Origin of the sequence: Haloferula helveola (assembly GCF_037076345.1) — a bacterium.
Lineage (GTDB): Bacteria > Verrucomicrobiota > Verrucomicrobiia > Verrucomicrobiales > Akkermansiaceae > Haloferula > Haloferula helveola.
This window is the reverse complement of the sequence record NZ_AP024702.1, coordinates 4,471,382-4,496,175: the sequence shown is the minus strand read 5'-3', so window position 1 is coordinate 4,496,175 and position 24,794 is coordinate 4,471,382. Positions and strand designations below refer to the sequence as shown.

General features: G+C 62.1%; 15 protein-coding genes. 12 read left to right on the top strand and 3 right to left on the bottom strand.

What is annotated here, in order from left to right:
- Window positions 1-44: 44 nt before the first annotated feature.
- Together HAHE_RS16915 and HAHE_RS16910 are read right to left on the bottom strand one after the other, a co-directional pair.
- Window positions 45-1,055 carry an N-acetylmuramoyl-L-alanine amidase-like domain-containing protein gene (locus HAHE_RS16915; RefSeq protein WP_338686074.1) on the bottom strand — a complete coding sequence of 337 codons (1,011 nt, stop codon included), beginning with the start codon at window positions 1,053-1,055 and terminating at the stop codon, window positions 45-47.
- Between the two features lie 48 nt (window positions 1,056-1,103).
- On the bottom strand, window positions 1,104-1,469 hold the full coding sequence (locus tag HAHE_RS16910; RefSeq protein ID WP_343218189.1) for a DUF3253 domain-containing protein: 366 nt from the start codon (window positions 1,467-1,469) through the stop codon (window positions 1,104-1,106).
- Between the two features lie 98 nt (window positions 1,470-1,567).
- Here HAHE_RS16910 and HAHE_RS16905 point away from each other — a divergent pair, with 98 nt between their 5' ends.
- From HAHE_RS16905 to HAHE_RS16895, 3 genes are all read left to right on the top strand, one after another.
- Window positions 1,568-1,984: a DUF5069 domain-containing protein gene (locus HAHE_RS16905; RefSeq protein WP_338686070.1), complete on the top strand. Its 417-nt coding sequence runs from the start codon at window positions 1,568-1,570 to the stop codon at window positions 1,982-1,984.
- An 89-nt stretch (window positions 1,985-2,073) separates the two neighbouring features.
- Window positions 2,074-2,877 (top strand): PEP-CTERM sorting domain-containing protein, encoded by an 804-nt coding sequence (locus HAHE_RS16900; protein ID WP_338686068.1) that lies wholly within the window; start codon window positions 2,074-2,076, stop codon window positions 2,875-2,877.
- A 136-nt stretch (window positions 2,878-3,013) separates the two neighbouring features.
- On the top strand, window positions 3,014-4,645 hold the full coding sequence (locus tag HAHE_RS16895; protein WP_338686067.1) for a fumarate hydratase: 1,632 nt from the start codon (window positions 3,014-3,016) through the stop codon (window positions 4,643-4,645).
- 15 nt (window positions 4,646-4,660) lie between these two features.
- Here the strand turns inward: HAHE_RS16895 and HAHE_RS16890 are convergent, their stop codons facing one another.
- Window positions 4,661-5,410 (bottom strand): DUF502 domain-containing protein, encoded by a 750-nt coding sequence (locus HAHE_RS16890; protein WP_338686066.1) that lies wholly within the window; start codon window positions 5,408-5,410, stop codon window positions 4,661-4,663.
- 144 nt (window positions 5,411-5,554) lie between these two features.
- On the opposite strand from HAHE_RS16890, the gene HAHE_RS16885 reads away from it, so the two are divergent.
- The 9 genes from HAHE_RS16885 to HAHE_RS16845 all read left to right on the top strand — a co-directional run bounded on the left by HAHE_RS16885 (window position 5,555) and on the right by HAHE_RS16845 (window position 24,573).
- A complete protein-coding gene (locus HAHE_RS16885) occupies window positions 5,555-6,097 on the top strand; it encodes a sigma-70 family RNA polymerase sigma factor (protein WP_338686065.1) in 543 nt (180 codons plus the stop codon).
- A 4-nt stretch (window positions 6,098-6,101) separates the two neighbouring features.
- Window positions 6,102-7,496, top strand: a complete 1,395-nt coding sequence (locus tag HAHE_RS16880) for a hypothetical protein (RefSeq protein WP_338686063.1) — start codon at window positions 6,102-6,104, stop codon at window positions 7,494-7,496.
- Window positions 7,497-7,625: 129 nt separating this feature from the next.
- Window positions 7,626-12,620, top strand: coding sequence for a sulfatase-like hydrolase/transferase (locus HAHE_RS16875; protein WP_338686062.1), 4,995 nt, complete (start codon window positions 7,626-7,628; stop codon window positions 12,618-12,620).
- Between the two features lie 55 nt (window positions 12,621-12,675).
- Window positions 12,676-14,085: a sulfatase gene (locus tag HAHE_RS16870; protein ID WP_338686061.1), complete on the top strand. Its 1,410-nt coding sequence runs from the start codon at window positions 12,676-12,678 to the stop codon at window positions 14,083-14,085.
- Window positions 14,082-15,440, top strand: a complete 1,359-nt coding sequence (locus HAHE_RS16865; RefSeq protein WP_338686060.1) for a sulfatase — start codon at window positions 14,082-14,084, stop codon at window positions 15,438-15,440. The genes HAHE_RS16870 and HAHE_RS16865 overlap by 4 nt, the downstream gene beginning before the upstream one ends.
- A 17-nt stretch (window positions 15,441-15,457) precedes the next feature.
- Window positions 15,458-17,077: an arylsulfatase gene (locus HAHE_RS16860; RefSeq protein WP_338686059.1), complete on the top strand. Its 1,620-nt coding sequence runs from the start codon at window positions 15,458-15,460 to the stop codon at window positions 17,075-17,077.
- Between the two features lie 14 nt (window positions 17,078-17,091).
- A complete protein-coding gene (locus tag HAHE_RS16855) occupies window positions 17,092-18,069 on the top strand; it encodes a hypothetical protein (protein ID WP_338686058.1) in 978 nt (325 codons plus the stop codon).
- 76 nt (window positions 18,070-18,145) lie between these two features.
- On the top strand, window positions 18,146-19,147 hold the full coding sequence (locus HAHE_RS16850; protein ID WP_338686057.1) for a family 43 glycosylhydrolase: 1,002 nt from the start codon (window positions 18,146-18,148) through the stop codon (window positions 19,145-19,147).
- Window positions 19,148-19,419: 272 nt separating this feature from the next.
- Window positions 19,420-24,573 (top strand): beta strand repeat-containing protein, encoded by a 5,154-nt coding sequence (locus tag HAHE_RS16845; RefSeq protein WP_338686056.1) that lies wholly within the window; start codon window positions 19,420-19,422, stop codon window positions 24,571-24,573.
- Window positions 24,574-24,794: the final 221 nt, after the last annotated feature.

Here is a 24,794-nt window from a genome sequence, read left to right as displayed (position 1 = left end):
AACAAACCATGTTCATCCGGCTTGGGCAAGAGGAATGTTGGACCTCAGTTTCCGGCCACGTTCCGTTTCCACATCGGCGACGGAGGAAGATCCTTGGGACGAAGCACCGCGATCCCCGCATGTTTCGAAGAGCCATTCAGGTAGTCGGTGATCGGACGGTCGATGATCGTCATCCTCCCCTTGTCGCGATCCGAGGTGGCATGGGTGAAATACGCCCGGCCCTTGAGCTTCACAATCAGCCCGACGTGCGAGGTGTAACCATACTTCCAGTTCGTCGTGATCGCGCAGACGTCCCCGTCCTGCAGGAGGTGCTCGATGCTGCGAACCTTCCTCGTCGGAACATGGTAGACGGGAAGCTTCGAGACCCTTGCTTCGATACGCCCCATCTCCGGAAGCAGACCGGGATTGTTGCGAAGGTAGCGGTAGCTCTTCCACTGCACCGTCATCTCACGAATCTCACGACGAAGCCGAACCGCACCGGGCAGGCTGGGCGTGACATTGGTGGCGTAGCCACGCCGCTGGTTGTCGTAGAACACCTCCTCAAGGTGGTGCATCCGGCTGAGGTAATTCCCGGTGCAGCGGCCGCCCCGGTAACGCTCCAGTTCGATCATATGGAGCATGTCCTGCGACTGGTAGGGTCCCGGCTTGTAGCGAAGCATTCGGGCGAAAGCCAACGCGTTCTCGTAGTACGTCCAGCAATCCATTCCCACAAAGTTGACGACAGGGCTCTCGATGCGGTCATCGACCTCCAGCGTGTAATTCACGTAGGGAGTCCCGACCATCGCACGCGCCACCCGGACCGTCCGCTGCCCCAGTGGAAGACCCCGCCAATTCTCCCGCTCGGCCTTGGCAACCAGTGCGCGAAACTTCGACTCACCCTTGAACACGGTGCCCATCGGCAGGCGCGGCTGGCTCGGCGGGGTCACCGAGTGCATGCCTGCGGTCGACACCGGCACCAGTTCACGACCTCCCGCATTTACGATACCCGGATCGGTCGAACATCCGGCCAAGCCGAACACCACGACGCCCCATGCGATTCTTATTCCCCCACTCATAGCGCGGACCTTAGTTCACCCCCGGTCGGATGGAAAGGGACCAATCGCTCAGGCTTGGCATTTCCGAATCCGGATCGGCCCCTTCGCCGTCGACGGGTCGACCACCCTGCCCTTTTGGACGATCTCGACCTCCCCCGCCACCATCAGACGCCGCGCGGCACGGCGGACCTGCTCCATCCGGCTCCGCCAATCGTCCGGAAATCTAAAGCGGGCCACCTCGCTGGGACAGATGGTCGCGTTGCCGGAGCGCCGGTCGAGCAAATCCAGGATTTGCCGTTCGAGTTCACGATCCACCGGCCCGGGTTTGTTCCGTCGGCACGCTTCGGAGCAATAGCGGACCTCGTCCCAACAATCGGCCCATCGCGATCGCCACTCGATCCTCCGTCCGCAGTTCCGGCACAACTTCTCCGTCACGCCGGACCATCGCGGCAGCGGGCCGACCCGCAAGTGGCGAACCGCAAGCCGGGATTTCCAGATTGAGCCTTCGCGGCTCCCGGTTCCAGAGTCCGGGCATGAGCGACTCATTCCCCCGCAGCCCCTACGACGAAACCGACGGCGTCGTGTATTTCCCCCGCATGTGCGACAAGATCCGCCAACATGCCGAGGGCCGGCTCGCCCCGGACTACCACGCCAATCTCGGCCGGGGCATGGACCTCTGGACCTGCCAATTCTTCGGAATCGACTACGAGGATCTGGCCAAGCGGGTCCGCGAGGGAGCCACAGACGCCGAGGCCCTCGCGTGGGCGCGAGAGGCTGGAATCGACCGCCCGGAGCACGATTTCGCTTGGTGGAGTGCCTATATGAGGACCCGCGGGTTCCGCGACGACCTCGCGGAGCGCCTGAAGGCCCGGAAAGCGGAGTCCGGCTTCGAGAACCGTGAAGACATCGTGACCTTCATGGACTACATCGATGCCGACGAGGGGCGCTGAAGAAATCCTTGTTTTTCAAGGATTTAGTCACTAAAAGGTGTTCGTCCGCTCTGGCAAAGCGCTCCCCCAACCTTCACCCCACCCACCTGATGTTCCCCAAAATCGCCTTCCTTTCCGGCGTGCTCGCAGCGCTGTATGCGCCGGCCGCCCTCGGGCAGACCTTCACGCTCGACGACACCGCACCCTACGATCCGTTCAGTTACCGGATCCTTCAGGATTATGTCGTGAAGGACGGCCTCGGCGATCCAGCCACCGTCAATTTCAACAACGGCACCGGCTCCGGCCCGAATCCATATTCCGTCAATCCGGTCAGCCTCAAGCGAACGATGGTGACCACGGGCAACGGGACCGAGGTTCCGGTTTTCGACCTTTGCACCGAGATGTTCGTCGGCCCGACGGGCACCTCCACCTACGACGTCAGCGCCGGTTTCGGATCGCTCTCGGCCTCGCAGGAAGGCGACCTCCGGATCCTGTTCTCCAACACCCTCGCCGACTTCCTGATCACCACCGCTTCGGACTATGATGACGCCGCCGTCATCGGTGCCGCCATTCAACTCGCTGCTTGGGAGATCATCGAAGACGACGCTTTCGGAGCGGGGTTCTACTCGCTGGACGACGGAGGGATCTTCCCCGGAGCCCTGTCGGTGATCGACTACGGGACCGGCTATGACGGCACCGCCGACGCGGCGATTCTGCTCGCCGAGTCCTATCTCGCCGAGATCAACGCCGGAACCTGGAGTGACAACGGCGGCTACAATTACTTCTACGCGGAGGCCCAAGGCGGAGAGCAGGACCGGATGTGGATCACGGTCGGCATCACCACCATTCCCGAACCCTCGACCGCATTGCTCACCTTGTTCGGACTCGGTCTCGTGATGCGTCGCCGACGCTGAGGTCATTCCCGCTTATTTCACCCGCCCTCCCCTCCGGGACGGCGGGTTTTTTGTGGGTTCGCCTCCGTCTTTATCAAGATCCCGGCATATTCTCCGATCCGCTGGACGTGGTCGACGCTTCCTCTAGGGTGCCCCCATGTCCGAGCGGCCGTTCCACTACCAGGATCCCTTCCCTCTCTCCTCTGATCCGACAGAGTATGAGCAGATCAGCTCCGATTTCGTCTCCACTGCCGATTTCGACGGCAAGACGGTCCTGAAAGTCGAACCCGAGGGACTCGCATTCCTTGCGAACCAGGCATTCAAGGCGATCAACTTCACCCTGCGCCCGGGCCACCTGAAGCAGGTCGCGGCGATCCTCGACGACCCCGACGCGACCGACAACGACCGGATGGTCGCAGCGATGCTGCTGAAGAATGCGGAAATCGCGGCTCACGGGATCCTCCCCAATTGCCAGGACACCGGCACCGCCACCATCATCGGCAAGAAGGGCCAACACGTCTGGACAGGCTGCAACGACGCCGAGTGGCTCTCGAGGGGCGTTCACAAGACCTACACCGAAGAAAATCTCCGCTACTCGCAGACCGCACCTCTGACGATGTTCGAGGAGACGAACACGCGGACCAACCTGCCGGCCCAGATCGACCTCTACGCCGACGAGGGCGAGGCCTACAAATTCCTTTTCGTCTCCAAGGGTGGCGGATCGGCGAACAAGACCTTTCTCTACCAGGAGACCAAGGCGCTTTTGAATCCGAAGCGGCTGCGCGAGTTCGCCATCGAGAAGATGCGGTCATTGGGAACCGCCGCCTGCCCGCCCTACCACCTCGCTTTCGTGATTGGCGGGACCTCGGCCGAGACCTGCCTGAAGACCGTCAAGATGGCTTCCACACGCTACTACGACGAGTTGCCGACCTCGGGCAACGAACACGGACGCGCCTTCCGTGACCTCGAGCTTGAGAAGGAGCTGCTGGCCGCGGCCCGCGAGATCGGAATCGGCGCCCAGTTCGGCGGGAAGTACTTCGCCCTCGACGTGCGGGTGGTCCGCCTGCCCCGCCACGGCGCGTCCTGCCCGGTGGGTATCGGGGTTTCCTGCTCCGCCGACCGGCAAGCCAAGGCGAAGATCACCAAGGACGGGATCTTCCTCGAGAAGCTGGAGAAGAATCCCGGTCAGTACATCCCCGAATCGTATCGCGACTGGAAGTTCCACGGAGTCGAGATCGACCTCGATCAAGGGATGGAGAAGACGCTAGAAACCCTGACCAAGTATCCGGTCACCACCGCAGTTTCGCTGAGCGGGACCATCATTGTCGCGCGCGACATCGCCCATGCGAAGCTGAAGGAGAAACTTGAGGCGGAAGGCGACCTGCCCGAGTATTTCAAGCAGCATCCCGTCTACTACGCCGGACCGGCAAAGACTCCGGAGGGTTACGCTTCCGGCTCCTTCGGGCCTACGACAGCAGGTCGCATGGATGGCTACGTGGATCTCTTCCAAGGCCATGGCGGATCGATGGTCATGCTGGCCAAAGGCAACCGTTCGCAGCAGGTCACCGACGCCTGCAAAAAACACGGCGGTTTCTATCTCGGATCGGCCGGTGGTCCCGCGGCGCTGCTCGCGACGAACCACATCAAGTCACTGGAAGTTCTGGAGTATCCCGAACTCGGGATGGAGGCGGTGTGGAAGATCCGGGTGGAGAACTTCCCGGCATTCATCCTCGTTGACGACAAAGGCAACGACTTCTTCCAGCAGATCAACCAGTGCCCGGTCTGCTGACCGGCACGGGACCGATCAGGGCGCGGTCGCAGGCTCGGGTTCCTTTTTGGGCTGCTTCTCCGCGGCGGTCTTCTCCACCGCCGGCGACACCAACCCTGCGGAAAGGATCAGCTTGCTCGCCTCCTCGAGCGACATGTTGCTGTTGTGCACCCGCTCGTCTTCGACGATCACCACGAAACCGGTGAGCGGATTCGGGGCTGTCGGCAGAAAGACCGCCGTCACGTCCTTGCCCATTTGTTCGTCGTGGAAATTCCCCGTCACGAACCCGAGGAGGCGGCAACCGGGTGACGGGTATTCGACGTAGGCGACTCCCTTGAATTTTCGCTCCGAACCCAAGCTCTTGAGCGCGTCGACAAGTTGCTTGATCGACGAGTAGACGAATCCGAGCAGGGGCAGCTTCTGGATCTTGCTTTCAATCCAGTGCAGCAGATGCCGGCCGAGGGCATTGGTCACCGCGAAGCCGACCGCAAAAAGAATGAGTACCGGCAGCAGGGCGAGCACCAAGTTCGACCCCGGGAACTCGAATGACCATGCCCCGGGAGCCTCGGGATGGACCCCGCGGAGCCAGTTCAGGAACCGGAAAACCCCGGCGATGATGCTGTTCCCCAGATCCCCGAGGATCTTGTAGACGAGGACGAGAAGCCAGACGGTCGCAAGCACGGGCACGACCGATGCGACACCTGCCAAGAGGGTGCTGAATGCCTTGCGGATACCGGGGTGCCCGGCATTCGGATCTTGGGAGCGGAACGACTCGTCCATCGACATGACAATGAAAAGCGAGGTCCGCGGACTTGGCAAGGCATGGCAGAGCGAGGCGGACGGTCCAGCGTGCCCGCCAAACCCGCTGGAAATTCGCACTTTCCCCGGAACACCGGGTTGTCCGACAACATCCCTCTGGCAGAGGAACCCATGAAATCCACCAAGGTCAAACTTCAGGAGGTCGACCGGACCGTGCATGAGCACCACTCCAGCCTGCGCTATTTCATCCGCTCGCTGGGCGTCAGCAGCGCGTGGGTGGATGACATCGCCCAGGAGGCATTCCTTATCGCCTACCGGAAATGGGATGAGCTCGATGATCCGGCCAACGCCGGCCCCTGGCTTCGGAGGATCGCTCGCAATCTCGTCATGAACGAGCTCAACAAATCCGGGAGGCGCCAACGGCTTCTCGATGAGAATCTGACCACCCTGCTGATCGACTCGACCCCGACCGAAGTTGCTCCCGGCTCCCTTCAGGATGCCGACCTTCGCCACACGGCCCTGCGCGCCTGCCTCGAGAAATTGACCGACCGCGCCCGCAAAGTGGTCGATGCCCGATACTTCAAAGATCGCAACGCCACCGAGATCGGCGAGGAGCTTGAAATGAGTTCGGTCGCGGTGCGCAAGGTGCTATTCAACGCAAGACAGGCTCTCGCCACCTGCCTCCACGCCCACAAGGTCCACGACGCCACCTGAAGCCATGGAAACGAATCCCACGGAACCGACTTTCGAGGACCTGTGCTGCGAACTGCTGGACGGCTCGCTTGATGAGGCCGGTCGCGCCCGACTCACCGAACTCGTCAGCGAAGATCCGGAACTCCGGGCCAAGCTACAGGAGCAATTGGTGGTGTCCGGCGCATTGAGCCGGACCAATCCTGAGTTCAGCGACGAGCGATTCTCCCACGCCGTCTCGAACCACCTGCGGGCCGTGGGCGACGAGCCGGTCGCCCGCTTCCCGGAACGGATCACCCGCAAGATCCGGCGAGACCGCTTCCGCAAGCAGGCGGTGCTCGCACTGGCAGCCTGTGTCGCACTCGCGACCGTCCCCCTTGTCCTACTCAACCGGAAACCCGTGGAAAGCGTCGCGGTCGCCGTCCACCTGCCCGGCACCAGCGATGAGCTCGCGAGATCGGAGATCATCAAGGCCGGCCAGAAGATCGAGTTGGAAGTCGGCCGCATGATGCGCCTCGACTTCGGGAACGGTGCCGTCGTCGCCGTCGAAGGCCCCGCGGAATTCACGGTCCGCTCGCCGATGGAAATCGGGCTCAAGTCCGGCAACCTGAACGCGTGGTGCCCAGAGACCGCGCACGGCTTCCGGGTGGACACGAAGTCCGCGACCCTTACCGACCTCGGAACCTCTTTCGGGGTGTCCGCATCACCCGACGGCTCGGCGGACTTCATGGTCCTCGACGGCGAAGTGACCGTGTCTTCCGGCAAGGACCAACGCAACCTGCTCGAAGGAGGAGCGGTCCGGGCAACCCGAGGCGCCGGCCTGAGCGATCTCGCCTTCGAACCGTCTGCATTCTCCCGCACCTGGCCGATCGCCTCGGGCATCCAATCAACCGAAGGAGAAGTCATCCCGGCGCCGCCCAACACACCGGAAGCCGTGGCCAACCACGAGGATGACAACCACGTGATCGTCATCCCCGAAAAGCGGTCCTTCGTCCTTCCCGAGCGCCTGCCGGTGGACATCACCGAACCCGGTAGCCATGGCGGCAAAGCCGGCGCTCCGATCCACAGCCCGTCGACTCTCGAAAGCAAGGCAGGCACCCGCGCTCGAAGCTACCTGCTCCGCTACAACCCGGTCGGGATCCTCGACTTCATGGTCTTCAAAAGCTTCGAGGGCTCGGTCACCTTCGACCGGCCGGTGCTCGGCATCATCACTTCGACCGGCAAGCTTTTCGAGACCGACAAAATCACCACCAATGCCCCGCTGCCTCTGACCAAGGAGAATCCGGGGATGCGGGGCCCTGAAGCCGGCATCCGCACCATGCCCGACACCGTCACGCTCTCGTCGGACCGCAAAACCGTTTCGGTGATCTTCAATGCCGGCGAGTCGATCGACGAGATCCGCGTGATCACGGCCGCGGACTGATCCCGGCTCGATGACCGAATCGGCGTCATTGGATGGGAACAGCGGGCCGTGACCCGAAATACCCTTCCGAACGGCACACAGGCCGCCCATGCTGCCCATGGGCGACCCATTCCTCAACCCAGACCAATCATGAAACCCTTTGCCCTACTCGCGGCGGCCTTGCTGGCCGTGACCGCGGATGCCGCAGATCGGCCGAACGTCCTTGTCATCCTCGCCGACGACCTCGGCTTCTCCGACCTCTCTTGCTACGGATCGGAAATCGCGACTCCGAACCTCGACCGCCTCGCCTCGGGAGGAGCCAAATTCTCCGCGTTTTACAATTCGGCCCGTTGCTGTCCGTCCAGAGCATCCCTCGTGACCGGTCTTCATCCGCATGAAGCCGGCATCGGTTCGTTCACCACCCGGGAGCCTCGGAAAAACTCCAGCCCGGCCTACACCGGCCACCTGTTGCCCAACACCGCAACAGTTGCCGAAATCCTCGGAGATGCCGGCTACTCGACCTGGATGGTCGGCAAGTGGCACATGGGTGACCCCGGACCGATCGAGCGGGGTTTCCAGAACTACTATGGATACAAGAATTTCCAGGCGCACTCCGAGAACCAATGGGATCCGGATCTCTACGTCCGTCTTCCCCAAGGCACCAAGCCGGAAGTCTTGGTTCCCGGTGACGAGTTCTACGTGACCGATGTCTTCTCCGACTACGCCCTCGAGTTCCTTCGCCAGGCTCGGACCGGTGAGAACAAGGAGAAACCATGGCTGCTCTATCTCGCCCACTCGTCACCCCACTTCCCCATCCAGGCCCCGAAGGAGAGCATCGACCGCCATGTCGACACCTACCGCCGCGGTTGGGACGCTCTGCGCTCCGAACGTTTCGAGCGCCAGAAGAAACTCGGACTGGTGTCGGCCGATGCGGAGCTTCCTCCGCGCGCGCAGGTCCCGGTCGACCGCGAGGACATCGCCAACGGCTTCTCCGGCAAGCCGAACCCGGCATGGGACTCTCTCCCCGCCGACCGACGCGAGGATCTCGCCCGCCGGATGGCCACATTTGCGGCGATGGTCGAACACGTCGACCAAGGGATTGGACGCATCATCGCGGACCTCGAGAAGAACGGTGAACTCGACAACACGCTGATATTCTTCACCAGCGACAACGGAGCCTGCTACGAGTGGGGCCCCTTTGGATTCGACGAACACTCCCGCCGGGGCATTACCACCCTCCACACCGGGGCCGCCCTCGCGAAAATGGGCCAGGACGGCACGCACCATTCCTACGGCTCGGCCTGGGCGAACCTAGGCAACACGCCTTTGGACATGTACAAGCACTTCTGCCACGAGGGTGGAATCGCTTCGCCTTTGATCGTCCACTGGCCGAACGGTCTGAAGAAGCAGGATGGATTCGTCACCGAGCCTTCGCACATCATGGACATCGTGCCAAGCATCTGCGAGGCCACGGGCGCTGCCTACCCTGAGAAACGGAAAGGCACCGAGATCCAACCGGTCTCCGGTGTGTCCATCCTCGGTGCGGCGGCGGGCAAACCTCTCGCCGTCCGTTCGATTCCAATCGAGCACCAGCAAGCACGGGGACTGCGTCGCGGCGACTGGAAGATCGTGTGGGGCAAGCGTCAGCCTGAAGAAGTTCGTTGGGAACTGTACAACCTCGCTCACGACCGGTCCGAGCAGCATGATCTCGCGGCGGAGAAGCCCGAAATCCTGAATGAATTGGTAGCTGAGTGGGAAACATGGGCGCGCAAGGTGGGTGCCGAACCGTTCGATAAGCCCAAGAAGGAAGCCACGGCCGCTCCGGAAACCTCGCTCATTGTCAATCGACCCCTCTCGATCATTGCCGAAATCAAAGGCGGCAGACCCCATGGAGTCATCCTCTCCCAAGGTGGGGTGGAGCACGGTATCGCGCTCCACCTGATCGAAGGTCGGCCCGCTTTCGATGTGCGCGTGGACGGGAAGGTCACACGACTCGCTTGCAAGAAACCGGTCAAGGGTAACACGAGGATCGTCGCCAAACTCGACCCGGCAACGATGACACTCGCGGTCGACGGCGGCGAGTCGGTCACGATGCGTTCGCCCGGACTCATCCCGCACCAACCCAAGGATCCGCTTTGCATCGGCGAGGACACCCTGACTTCCGCAGGCGACTATCCGGCTCCGAACCGATTCACAGGAGGCACCATCGTCACCGCCACGGTCGAAGAGGGCGCCCCCGTGGCTGCTGCCGAGGTTGCTGCTCCGAACAACGGCAAGGCCACCTCGGCCATGATGACCGAGTGGGGCGAGAAGCTGAAGCCGGAGGACGCGTGGACCGAATACCCGCGCCCGGCATTCGCCCGCAAGCAATGGACCAATCTCAACGGCCTTTGGAAATACGCGGTCGCTCCCAAGAATTCGAACGCAGCACCCTCCAAGTGGCAGGGTGACATCCTCGTTCCTTTCGCCATCGAATCATCCCTCTCCGGCGTCGGAAAACGGATCACACCGCAGGACGCGATTTGGTACCGCCGCTCCTTCGAGGCCGACAAACTGGCCAATGGACAGCGCAAGCTCCTGAACTTCGAAGCCGTCGACTACCACTCCACGGTCTGGGTCAACGACACGATGGTCGGCGAACACATCGGCGGCAACCTGCCATTCAGCTTCGACATCACGGATGCCCTAAAGCCCGGCAAGAACGAGCTGACCGTGAAGGTCACCGACGCGACCGACACCGCCTTCCAACTCCACGGCAAGCAGGTGAGCAAGCCCGGCGGCATTTGGTACACGCCGGTTTCCGGCATCTGGCAGACCGTCTGGATGGAAACGGTTCCGGAGAAACACCTGGTCAGCCACAAGGTGACGACCACCATCGACGGCAACATCCGTTTCGCTTTTGACACGGAAGGCGACGCCGGCGACACGATGGTGGAAATCAAGGTCTCGCTCGACGGCAAGGCGATCGCGGCAACCACCGGCACAGCCAAACAAGCCGGTGTCAGGATTCCCGATCCCATACTGTGGTCGCCGGATTCCCCCACTCTCTACGACGTGGAGCTCCGCTTCGGCGACGACGTCGTCCATTCCTACGTCGGCATCCGTGAGTCGACCGTCGCCAAGGACGACAAGGGCCACTTGCGCTTCCTTCTCAACGGCAAGCCGATCTTTCACTGGGGAACACTTGACCAAGGTTGGTGGCCCGACGGTTTGCTGACTCCGCCATCGGATGAGGCCATGGTCTCCGACATCGAGTTCCTCAAGACCGCCGGCTTCAACACGATCCGCAAGCACATTAAGGTCGAGCCCCGGCGCTACTACTACCACTGCGATCGGCTCGGGATGATGATGTGGCAGGATCAGGTGTCCTCGGGCACCGGGAAACAGCGGGACGGCCACGTGAGCCCGAAGTGGACCCGGCTTCAGCCCAATCCTTCCGACGCCAAGTGGCCCGACGCCGATCACTCCCAGTATATGAAGGAGCTGGGCATCATGATCGACACCCTCCAACCCCACCCTTGCATCGTCCAGTGGGTGCCCTTCAACGAAGCGTGGGGCCAGCACCGAACCGAAGTCGTCGGCAAGTGGACGGTCGCCTACGATCCAACCCGCCAGGTGAATGTCGCGTCCGGCGGCAACTTCTTCCCCGTCGGCCATATCATCGACCACCACCAGTACCCCCACCCCGGCTTTCCCTTCGAACTCGGCGAAGGTGGACGCTTCGACAACTTCGTGAAGGTTGTGGGCGAGTTCGGTGGTCACGGCTTCCCCGTGAAGGGGCACCTTTGGGACGTCAAGGCACGCAACTGGGGATACGGCGGACTGCCGAAAAACAAGGAGGAGTGGATCGAGCGCTACAAGACCTCGATCTCCATGCTCGCCGACCTCCGGAACAAGGGCATCGCCGCAGGCATCTACACCCAGACGACCGACGTCGAGGGCGAGATCAACGGGTTGATCACCTATGACCGCAAGGTCCGTAAGCTGGCGCCCGAAGCGCTCGCGGAGATCCACCGCAAAGCCGGCATCACCGGTGATCCGGAAACCGCAGGCATGGCGCCGGTTGCGATCCCGACCGCCAAGGTCGCACCAGTCGCACCTGCGATGCCTCGCGCCGAAATCGAAGCCGGACTGAGATCCCACGACCGCGCGCTCTACATCAAGGAAGGCTGGATCCGCGATCCCTACATCACCCTCGGCCCCGATGACTTCTTCTACCTGACGGGCACCACCATCAACGACGAGGATCCGCGCGAAGAAACCGACCCCTACAACATCGGTCTCAGCGGAACTTCGGCCGTCGGCAATACCGTGCGCGTCTGGCGCAGCAAGGACCTGATCGATTGGGACTACTTAGGAACCCCCTTCACCCTCAAGGACAGCGCTCACCCGAAACCCGGCGATCGGGTTTGGGCCCCGGAAATGCACTGGATTCCCGAGATGGACCGATGGGCGCTCGTTCATTGCCCGAAACAGAAGTCCAACCTCATGCTTTCCGCCGGCCCGGAGCTTCGCGGTCCATGGAGCTCCCCGATGGGCAGGAAGTTCGCAGGCCATCACGACCCCTCGCTTTTCCATGACGGAGACCGGTGGTGGGTGCTGTCGGAAAACACGCGCGTGACCCCGATTTCGTCCGATTTCTCGAAATTCACCGGCAAGCCCGTCCGGATCGACCCATCGGGCTCGCGACCCGGGCCGGACGGCAACCCGATATCCCGCATCGGCCACGAAGGCGCGACCATGCTCAAGATCGGCGACAAATACGTCCACCTCGGCACCGCGTGGTCGACCGACAAAGGCCGCCAAGGCTCCTACAACCTCTACTACTGCGTCGCCGACAAGATCACCGGCCCTTATGGCCCCCGGAAATTTGCCGGCCGCTTCCTTGGTCACGGCACTCCCTTCCAGACCCGCGACGGCAAATGGTGGTGCACCGCCTTCTTCAACGCCAATGTTCCGCCGCTGCCACGGGACGGCATCGAGTCCCGTGACCTCGCCGAGACGGCACAGACGATCAACCAGCGTGGAACAACCATCGTCCCTCTCGACGTAAGGGTTCTTGATGACGGCGACATTTTCATCCGCGCAAAGGACCCCGCCTACGCGACTCCCGGCCCGGACGAAGTGCAGAAGTTCCCGCACTGATCACCGGGAGAATCGCCCGCACCGGCGGACTCCGGCCCAACCCCAATCCAAACCCATGGAACCCAAGACCCCTTGGGCAGTCCTCGCTGCCCTTGCCCTTTCCTCCTTCGCAGCGGTCGCAAAGGACTCGCCGAACATTCTCGTGATCATCGCGGACGATTGCACGTTCAGCGACCTTCCGGTCAACGGCGGCGAGAATGCGAAAACACCGAACATCGACCGACTCGCAAGCGAAGGTCTCGTCTTCGACCGAGCCTATCTCGGCATGTCGATGTGCGCACCCTGTCGCTCCGAACTCTACACCGGCCGGCTTGCCCATCGGAATGGCTGCGCATGGAACCACGGCACCTCCCGCACCGGCACGCTGAGCATCGTCCAACATCTCGGCAAGCTCGGTTACCGTGTCGGTCTGGCCGGCAAATCCCACGTCAAACCCAAGAGCGTCTATCCGTTCGAGAACGTGCCCGGCTTCGACGGCAACTGCGTCAGAAGCCCCACTCAACCCCACAGCCTCGACGGAGCCCGCTCGTTCATCCGCAAGTCCGACGACCCTTTCTGCCTCGTCGTCGCACTCACCGAGCCGCACGTGCCGTGGGTGATGGGCGACGCCACCGCGTATCCTCCGAAGAAGCTCAAGCTGCCGCCTTACCTCGCCGACACACCGGTGACGCGGAAGGACTTCAGTAACTACCTCGCCGAAATCACTTATATGGACTCGCAGGTCGGCGAACTGCTCGACCTGCTCAAGACCGAGAAGCACGCAGAAGACACGCTTGTGCTGTTCACCAGCGAGCAGGGATCCCAATTCCCGGGCAACAAGTGGACCAACTGGGACAGCGGCCTGCACACGACCGTGATCGTGCGTTGGCCGGGTGTCACCGAGACTGGAAAGCGGACACCCGCGGTGATTCAGTATGCCGACGTCCTCCCCACCTTCATCGAGGCGGCCGGCGGACAACCCGAACCGGAGATGTTCGACGGCAAGAGCTTCGCCAAGGTGCTCCGGGGAGAAACCGACACGCACCGCGACTTCGCCTACGGCATGCACAACAACTTCCCGGAGGGACCATCGTATCCGATCCGCTCGGTCACCGACGGCGAGTGGCGCTACATCCGCAACCTGATGCCCGACCGCCTCTACATCGAGAAGCACCTTATGGGCAGGACCGAACACAACGCCTACTGGCAGACCTGGGTGTTCAATTCGTTCCAGAACGAGGACACGCTGCGTCTGGTCGAACGCTACATGCAACGCCCCGCGGAGCAGTTGTACCATACCGCCGAGGACCGCTTTGAAATGACCAACCTCGCGGACGACCCCGCGCATGCCGAGGTGAAGCAGCGGCTGATCGCCGCTCTGGAAAAGAAGATGGCGGAACAAGGCGACCCCGGGAAAGAGCTCGACACGCCTGAGTCGTATCGTGCGGCTGCGGACGGCAAACCCCGTTTCGACAGCAAACCATGAGATTCCTACTCGTCCTGCTCGCATCCATTGGCGGCGCGCTCGCTCAGACCAAGCCGAACTTCGTGATCATCATCGCGGACGACTGCACGTTCACAGATCTCGAGATCCATGGCGGTCAGGCGAGGACTCCGAACCTGAAGAAGCTGTGCTCGGAAGGAATGACCTTCCAGCGTTGCTTCCAAGCGGCGCCGATGTGCTCCCCTACCCGCCACAATCTCTACACCGGACTCTATCCGGTGAAATCCGGCGCGTGGCCGAACCACACCCAGGCCTACCCGGAGGTCAAAAGCATCGCCCACCACCTTCAGGAGGCCGGCTACCGCACCCACCTTTCTGGCAAGCGGCACATCGGTCCGCAGAAGGTCTTCCCCTTCGAATACTCGGGCAACAACAACCCGGACATGGCGGCAGTTACGAAGTTCTTCGGTGAGTGCGCCGAAGAGAAGAAGCCGTTCCTGCTCGTTGCCGCCTCGAACGAACCCCACGCTCCATGGAACAAGGGAGACGCGTCGGCCTATCCTGCAAAGAAGATCGAACTGAGCCCGATCCAGGTCGACACACCGGAGACGCGCAAAGCGCTCGCGGCGTACTTTGCGGAGATCACCTACTTCGACACACAGGTCGGCGAGGTGCTTGAGGCGCTGAAGAAGCACGGACTGGAGGACAATACTCTGGTGATGATCCTCAGCGAACAGGGCTACCAACTGCCATTCGCGAAGTGGACCTGCTACGACAAGGGCGTCCGCAGCGCATGCGTCGTTCGATGGCCGGGCAAGGTCGATCCGGCTTCGGAGTCGGAGGCAATGGTCGAGTATGTCGACATTGTCCCGACCCTCCTCGACGCGGCCGGAGCCACCGCTCCCGAAAACCTCGACGGACGCTCTTTCCTTCCCGTCCTCACGGGAGAAAAGGACTCGCACAAGGACTACGTGTACAGCCTCCAGACGTCCAAGGGCATCCACTCCGGACCGGTTCACTATGGCATCCGCAGCGTTCGAGGAGAACGTTACCGTTATGTCCGGAACCTCAGTCCCGACGTGGCATTCAAGAACATCGCCTCGGGAACCGAACCGTTTCTCTCGTGGATCGAGGAGGCCAAGAAGGGCGACGAACTCGCCAAGGAGCTCACGCATGACTATCTGCACCGGCCCGCGGAGGAGCTCTATGATTGCGTGAAGGACCCCTTCAACCGCCACAACCTCGTCAACGACCCCAAACTGGCGCCGGTCCTCAAGGAGCTCCGCGGCCGGCTCGATGTCTGGATGGAATCCCAGGGTGACGAAGGCCAGGCCACCGAGGAACTCGCCCTCACCCGCATGCCCGGCAAGCGCAAGAAGGCGAACAAGAAGAAGTAGCCTCCGACCCGATCACGATGACCCGACAAATCCTCCTCTCGGCCTGTTGCCTCCTGACGGCCGCCCTGAATGCCGCCGAACGCCCGAACGTCATCCTGATCATGGTTGACGACATGGGCTACTCCGACATCGGCGCGTGGGGCGGCGAGATCGATACGCCGAACATCGACTCGCTGGCTGCCAACGGGCTCCGCTTCACGCAGTTCTACAACTCCGCCAGATGCTGCCCGACCCGGGCAACCCTGATGACCGGGCTTCACCCGCACCAGGTCGGGATCGGCCACATGACCGGTGAGAACAAGGGCAAGGCGGGCGACATTCCGCCCGCCTACGCCGGCAACATCAACGACTCCTGCGTCACGCTCGCGGAAGTCGCGAAGTCGGCCGGCTACGCGACCTTCATGGCCGGCAAGTGGCACCTCGCCGGAACCGACCAGAACGACTGGCCGCTTCAGCGCGGCTTCGACCGCTACTACGGCTGCATCTCCGGAGCGACCCACCACTTCCATCCCTACGACTGGCGGATCATCTACGATGGCAACAAGCCGCTCAAAGAGCTGAAGAGCACCACCGACCGGCCATGGTACACGACGGATGCGTTCACCGACCACGCGATCGGATTCATCAAGGACCACGAGGCGGGCGAAAAGAAAGACGATCCGTTCTTTCTCTATCTCGCTTTCACGGCGCCGCACTGGCCCATCCATGCGCACGACGAGGAACTCTCGAAGTATCAGGGCAAGTATGACGGCGGCTGGGACCAGCTCCGGCAGCAGCGATTCGAGCGTCAGAAGGCATCGGGGCTCCTCCCTTCCCATTGGACGCTTTCTCCCCGTGACGCCCAGGTTCCTGCTTGGAACGAGGTCGATGAGACGACCCGTGCCGCATCAAGCGCACGCATGGCGGCCTACGCGGGAATGATTGACCGGATCGACCAAAAGATTGGCGACCTCATCAAATCGCTCAAGGACTCGGGCGACTTCGACAACACCCTGATTCTCTTCCTTTCCGACAACGGTGCCTGCGCCGAAGTCTCGCTGACCGGAGTCGGCGACCCGGTAAAGGACCGCGCCCCCGAGACACCGCTCACCAAGCCCAGCTACGGAAAGTCCTGGGCCAACGCGTCCGCCACCCCGTATCGCCAATACAAACACTTCGCCCACGAAGGCGGCGCCAACACCCCCTTCATCGCCCATTGGCCGGCACGGATCAGCAAGGGTCGCGACTGGTATCGAGAGCCCGCCCAACTGATCGACGTGATGGCAACCCTGATCGACGTCTCGGGTGCCACCTATCCGAAGGAGCATGACGGCCACAGCATCACTTCCATCGACGGCGTCTCACTGACTCCCGCGTTCGATGGCAAATCGCTCGGCCGCAAGTCACCCATCTTTATCGAGCATGAAAACAATGCCTTCGTTCGTGACGGAAAGTGGAAGCTAGTCGGCAAGGGCGTCAGCGTTCCGGGCGGACCCAAGATGAACCTTTGGGAGCTCTACGACATGGAGAAGGACGGGACCGAAATGCACAACCTGGCCTCCACCATGCCCGACATGGTCAGGTCGATGTCCGGCGCGTGGGAGAAGTGGGCAAAAGGTGCCCATGTCTATCCCAAGCCCAAACGCCGCAAGAAGTGAGTCCGCTTCCTCCAGTGAAATCCTTCCTGTTTGTTCTGGCTCTGATCTATGCCACTCCCGCATCGGCCCAGTCCGTTCCGGAGCTCATCAAGCACTACTCCGGGCGAGCCGAGTGGGATGCATCCAAACACACCCTCACCTTCGCCAGCACGGGAACGATCCGGTTCGAGAAACCGTCGCACAAGGAAGCCTACTGGGATGTGCCGAAGGAGGTCTCGCGGATCGTGATCGGCCGCGATGTCCGTGTCACCGGAGCCTTCCACACACGCTTCGACTGCACCATCGCCGGTGAGGACCGCAAGACCTCGGTGGTTTTCGGAACCCCTGAGCAACGCTGGGCCGACAACCGCGGCGTGAAGCCCTTCGAATACTGCCAGTTCCAGAACCGGGGCGGAGTGCTGACGGTCAGCAACCTGACCGCGATCAACCCGTTCGCTTACTTCATCCGCGGCTGGGGCAAGGTCTGTCACGCGAAAGGGTGCACGTTCATCGACAACCGCGGCGGTTGGGCCAACCACAGCGACGGCTTCGCTGGCGGGCACGGCTCGACCATCGACGGCTGCCACTTCGCTACTGGCGACGACGCCATCAAGCTCTACTTCGACATCACGGTGACGAACACCACGATCGAGATGATCCAGAACTGTGTGCCCTTCCAATTCGGATGGGGAACGTATCAGAACTCGAAGAGCGAAATTTCGAACGTGGTCATCACCGGCACCCGCGGAAGGAGCAAGACTCCTCCGATCTTCCAGTGGAAAGAAGGATCCGACCGCAAGACCGTGCGGATCGACGGACTCAAGATCGACAATCCCAATGCCCGACTTTTCGACCTGAACGGCAAGGGGCGTCTGGATCTTGAGATCACCGGCGCGGACATTGCGGTGAAGGATTACGGGACTGCGCAATTCGACGGCCGACGCGTCATCTGCGGAACGCAGGAGCGCCTGAACCGCTACCGTTGCGGAGGAGACGCGAAGAGCGGCAACTGAGGCTCGATCCGGAACACCCGGGCCAGCGGAGAGATACCCTCATGGTGGCTCCAGACGCCGCCGTCAAACCCACGCCATGAGATCCTTCCTTCTTCTTCTCCTGCTGCCAACGATCACGCTGGCGGCTGCCCCACCCAAGCCGCTCTTCGCCGATCCCAACTACCACGGATCCTGTGACCCTGAAGTGGTTTGGAACACGCACGAGAAGGCCTGGTGGATCTTCTACACCGCTCGCCGGGCAACCCGGGAGTCCGGCACCTATGTCGGCACACCAATCGGTGTTGTCTCATCGCCGGATCTCGAGACCTGGAAGTTTCGCGGCTACTGCAGCTTCGACGGGGTCGCAGGCAAACCCGACATGCCCGTGACCTTCTGGGCACCGGCGGTGATTCGGAACGGCGATCGCTACCACATGTTCGTCACCTACAAGGACAACGCCAAACCGCCATGGGGAGGCAAGGGCGTGATCCGGCACTACTCGGCAAGTGCGGACGACCTGCTCAAGGGCTGGAAACTCGAAGGAGTTCCCGATTTTGCACAACCCGATCCGATCGATGCGTCGCTGGTGAAAGTCGATGACGGATTCCGGGCCTACTACCGTGTCGGCGGGAACGGAGGAATTCAATGGGCCACCAGCACGGACCTGTCGGTGTGGGAGAACCGGGGCAAGTGCCCGGGCGAAGTCAACACGAAGGCACGGGGATTCGGGTATCAGGAGGCTCCCTACGTGTTCCGCTTCCGCGAACGGTGGTGGATGCTGACCGATCCTCACAAAGGACTCGCGGTATATCACAGCAACGACGGCATTAAGTGGACAATGCAGCAACGGATCCTGGAGAATCCGGGATCCGGTAAGGAAGACGCGACACTGGCCAGACATCCATCGGTCGCGGTGATCGGAGAACGGGCCTTTCTGTTTTACCACGTCGAACCGAACCGTCCGTATCCGACTCCTCCGGCGGAAGAGCGGACGGTCACCCAGAAGAAATCCTTTCTCCAGATGGCGGAACTACGGGTCGAAGACGGTCGACTGACCTGTGATCGCGACACGGTGATCGAGTTACCACCAGTGCCGTAGCGAGAGGCCCCGGCCCGATTGGGGGCCGATACTCCGATTCTTTCAGAAATCGCACTTTTGTCGGAACACTTCGATCGACCGGCAAATCCCCCCATGTCATCGGCCCGTTCACGTACTGCACGGGCCGATTCAAAACCCAAACGAGCCGTTCCCCTCGGGGAACCCACCAACTGCCCGATAAAACCTCCTCCCCGGCGTCCCCGCAGCCGTGCTTCCAGCCGCCAAGCGAGGTCCCGAGGAGCGAACCCATCAAAATCCCAAGCCCAAAATCCATGAAACCCGAGCTCAGGCACGTACTGGCACTATCCTCCACCTTTTGCATCACCGGCGCGCATGCCGCCACCGACCTCTGGACCGGAGGCCAGGCGGACAACATCGCGTGGGGTCAACCCGCGAACTGGGATTCCGGCATCCATCCGGCCTTCGACAACGCCCAGGAAGTCATCTTTTACCAACTCGGCGCGGCCCATGCCGACCGCAGCAACATCGGTGCACACCGGATCATCAACAAGCTGACCATCAACGAGAACGTCGATGCGAGCATGTTGATCGCCACCGAGAACAACGGCGGGGCCGGCCAGCAACTTCGGTTTGACGGTGCAAGCGCCGGCATCTTCATCGACGCTGGCGCCGAGGGTCAGGTTCGTATCGGAGAAGCCAACGCGGCGAACGAGGGCCAGATTCGCATCTTCGACGGAGCCACCTTCTCCGGGACGGGCAAAGGCATCGACATCGTGCACAATGGAACCGGAGAACTGATTCTTTCCGGGACGGAAGTTTTCAACGAGAATGGCGGAGCTTCCGCCAGTGTGGCCAAGTCGGGCTCCGGTGTTCTGACGATTGACGGTAACAACTTCCTGAGCGGAACCTTGCACGTCCAAAACGGCCGGGTGAATTTCAACTCCGACGGATCCGGCGGAAGTGCCGGGATCACCTGGATTCTGGAAGATGGAGTGGACATAGGAAACACCTCGGGAGGCGGGGCAAATCTCGGCGACGTCGCAGGAATCACGATCCTCGGGGCATTCGACTACGTCAGCGAGGCGGACCGCAACCTGCTGATCGGCAACACCGGCTCCACCATCTTCACTCTCGAAGCCAATTCGACCATCGACGTCGGGAGCGGCGCCAACGCGAACCTCCAACTTGAGGGAGTGGTGGCCGAGTCGGGCGGATCATTCTCGATCACGAAGACCGGTCTCGGCATTTTGCGTTTCCGTGCGCCGATGAACCACACCGGCGGCACGATCGTTTCCGAGGGCGAACTCCACCTCGGCAACGATGGCGTCGGCACCACCGCCACACCTGGCACCGGCACCGTGACCATCAACAGCCCGGCCGTCCTCGTCGACCGCGGCGGAACCAACGACCGAAGCTGGGCGAACGTGATCACCGGCGACGGCACGTTGACGAAGCTCGACAACCACACGCTGACCCTGAGCGGAAACAGCACATTCTCCGGTGAGACCATCGTCGACCGAGGCGTCCTCCTTCTCACCGGCGCGACCACCGGCGGACCCTCGTTTTACACGATCAACAACGAGGGTACCCTCGCCGGTGACGGCGGCTCCACCGAAGGCGACATCGACGCCTCGTCGGGAGGTGCGCTCGATCCGCGGAAGGGTGGCTTCGCGATCGGCTTCGACAATGTTTCGCTCCACGACATTTCCACCGGCACGCTCGCGGTCGAAATCGATGGCGTCGGAGATCACGACAGCCTGACCGTCACGGGATCGCTTGATATCACGGACACCGTGCTCGACACGACCGGCAGCGACATCGTGCCGCCAACCGCATCGCCGATCACCATCATCGACGGCACCACCTCGCCGATCATCGGCACGTTCGCCGGACTTCCGGAAGCATCGACCTTCGTCGTCAATTCGCAGCTGTTCGAGATCACCTACCTTGGTGGAGAGGGCTTCGACGTCGTCCTGACTCCGCTGAACGACCCCGTCGTAGAAATAGCGGCGGACAGTGGTGAAGTCACCGAGGGCACTCCCGCAGGATTCACGCTCAACGCGCTTCCCACCCCGAGCGGGGCCGATATCACGGTCAACCTCAGCTACAGCGGGCTCGCCGAAGACGGCAGCGACTTCACCGGAGTCGCGTCGATTGACATTCTGGATGGCAACCCGAGCGCCGATCTTGATCTGACCACCATCGGCGACGGGGTACTCGAGGGAGCGGAACTCCTGACCGTCACCATCGACAGCGTGAGTGGTGCAGGATCCGTGGTCGGGCTCCAAGACAACGCGAGCCTGGTCCTGCTTGATGGCAACTCCTCACCGGTCGATGGCGACGCGCTCGCCCAGACGGTGATCGACGCCGGCTCGCCAGTCGCGCTGGCCGACATCCTCGTTTCCGACGAAGCGGGCGGCAGCTCGGTCGTCACGGGAACTTCGGTCGAACCGGCCTTCATCTATCGGGGCTTGGTGAACGAGGTCAGTTTCGGAGACGGCTTCACCGGGCTCGACAACTCCCAGAACGCGGCAGCGCAGGCGGGAGGGTCGGAAAGCGGCTTCGTGCTTTCGCCGAATCCCTCGGAGCCAGACGGTTTCTCGCTGGAAATCTCGTTCACCCCGCGCGCCGCAGACGTCGTCGGCGGCGGAAACCACCGCCATGTCTGGGATCTCGGCGGCACCGCCAACGGCACCGGCCTCTACCTGATCGACGGCATTCCCTACCTGGTGTCGAAAATGAACACCAACGGAGCCGCAGCTCCGGTATCCCTGAACGACACCGACTGGGATGGAAATGCAATCTGCGTGCCCCTGTCCGGCAGCCCGCTGCTTGCCAACCAACGGGTCTCGCTCGCGGTCAGATTCCTCCTCGACAGTGTCGAATACTCCCTCGACGGATCCGCCCCCACATCGGTTCCCCTGTCCAATCGCAACACCCTCAGCAACTGGCACGGCAACCCCGATATCAACTTCGGCGAGATCGACCCCGATAACGGAGGCCGCGCCGCCCTCTCCACCACTGCCGGGGACTTCGAAGTCGGGACCTATTCGAGCCTGACCGACGGCACGTCGGCGGTCACCTACTGCCGCTTCTGGAACAAGTCGGATGGCTCGATCTCCGCAACTGCCGGAACAGCGGAAACCGTCACCGCGACCCTGACGATCCGCAACTGGACCAGCGATGCAACCGAAGGATCCCTTTCCGCGAGCAGCGGCAACGGCGAGACCTATCTCAATGGCGTGTGGACCGCCTCCGGACTGGCGTCGGTCAACACCGCACTCGCCGCGATGGAATTCATCCCCGGAACCGCTCCGGTAACCGTTCTCGATGTCACCATCGACGATCAGACCTCAACCGGCGAAACCACCGGGACCATCATCATCGCCAACGCCGCTCCGAATACGGTCTACGTCGACGACAGCTTTGTCGCGGGTCGTGGCGACAGCATCACCGATGCCGACCTCGGCACGGGAGGCGACCAAGGAGCAACCTACGGATACGACGCCTTCCGAACGCTCTCCGAAGCCGTCGCGCTGGTCGATCCCGCGGGCACCATCATCATGAATGACGGTGACTACTCGGCCGACGGCGCCCAACTCCCCGGCACGGTCACCCTGCAACTCACCGACACGGTCGGCGGAGTGGTCATCGGCTCGCTCGGCGCGGATGAAGGCACCAGTATCGATATTCAGGGCAACGACCTGACGATCGGCGATGACGACCCGAATACCGACTTTATCGATGGTCCGATCACCGGTTTAGGCACACTCACCAAAGTCGGCACCTGCCGACTCAGCCTGCGGGGCGTGAACACCTTCGCCGGTCCCCTCACCGTCAGTGACGGGTTCCTTCGCATCGGCACCCTGCCCGGAGCTCCCCCGTTGCTCGGCTCGTTGACTTCCGACATCGTCGTCAACTCACCCGGTGTGGTTGAGTTCAACGCCTCGGAAACAAACCTGACCCTCACCCACTCGACTCTGATCAGCGGCGATGGAACCGTCGGTGCAACGGGTCCGGGCACGCTGATCCTCAATGGGCCCGCCAACACCTTCACAGGCGGATTTGTCCTCGGCTTCGGCATAAACTCCGACATCAACGAAGGAGCCGCTCTCGGAGGCCAGAACGGGATCGTCTCCATCAGCGACCCGGCCCAACTCGGAGCCGGCCTCATTGAGGCCCGGGGAGCGCAGCTTCGGACCACGGTTCCCGGACTGGTGATCGCCCAAGACATCGACATCTACGGCGGTGGCCTGCGGCTGGGCGGTGCGAACGACTTCGAGCTCTCAGGAACCATCACCCCGGTTGGCAATCTCCGGGGCATCGGCAACTACGGCTTGGAGGGCCGGACCTTCACCCTCAGCGGCACGCTCGATACCGATGGCAGCGGCGTTACCCAGCCTCTCGTGCTCGATGCTCTGGAGGGCGCCGACAACGGTGACTTCGTGATCACGGCCGACATCGTCGGCGCCGGGGCCTTCAACACCGGTTCATCCTTCGATGACGCCGTTGCGGCCTGCTCGGGTGCGCATTCCTACGCCGGGGGCAGCCTTCTCGAAGGCGGAACGCTCCTCGTCAACGGCACGCACACCCTTGGCGGCCCTTACAACGTCAACAACACCGCTACATTGGGTGGCAGCGGTTCGATCGACGCCCTGATCAACGTCAACGCCGGAGGGTCGCTCGCGCCGGGCACCAGCGTGGGCAGCCTCGCCGCCCAGTTCGGCCTCAACTTCGGCGACAACTCGACCTTCGAAGTCGAGATCGACAGCTCGGTTCCGTCATCCGACTCGGTATTCGCGACTGTTGGCGACGTGAGCATCGGCAACACCGTGGCGCTCTCGGTCACGGATATCGCCGGAAGCTCCTCGGTCCTTCCGATCGGCACCAAGCTCGTTCTCATCGACTACACGGGCGTCGCGCTGAGCGGAGAATTCGACGGACTCACCGAGGGAGCCACGGTCACCGCGGGCGCCAACAGCTTCACCATTTCCTACGTCGACAATAGTAGCACGGCGGTGACTTTGACCGCGGCCGGAGCCTCGTCGGCCTACACTGTGTGGGCATCGGGATTCCCCGGACTGGTCGGTGGATTCGAGGACGATGACGACGGCGACGGTGTGAGCAACGGAGCCGAGTGGTATTTCCACAACAGCGACCCCACGGTCGCGGAGAGCCTCGTCTCGCCACTTGGCAGCCCGACGGCGACCGGACCGGGAACCTACACCTTCACCCACCTTCGGCCCGTCGATTCCAGTGGTTCGACGGTGACCTACGAATGGTCCGCCGACCTTTCGACCTGGACCGGTAGCGGCGGCAGCGAGGCGGGTGTCACCGTGGATGTGGTGCCCGGAGTGACCGTTCCTGACGCGGACCCGGACTACGAGACCGTCACAGTCACCGTCACCGTCACGGCAGGAACTCCCGGGGCGGTCTTCAGCCGGGTCAATGTGACCTTTCCCTGATCTCTCCGGAGGCCAATCCCGACCCCAATTCACGGGGTCGGGATTACTTTTCGGGCAATAAAGTGACGCCGAAATCACAGAATGTGATCGGCTCGGAAAGCGGCGGCTTTCCCTGAAAAAACTTCGAACTTTGAGGTAACATTCTCGCTTTTTGAGCCATTACAAAGTAGTCACACTAGACTAACAGAGCTAGAGTGTCCCAAACCTCCGGTTTCGTTCCA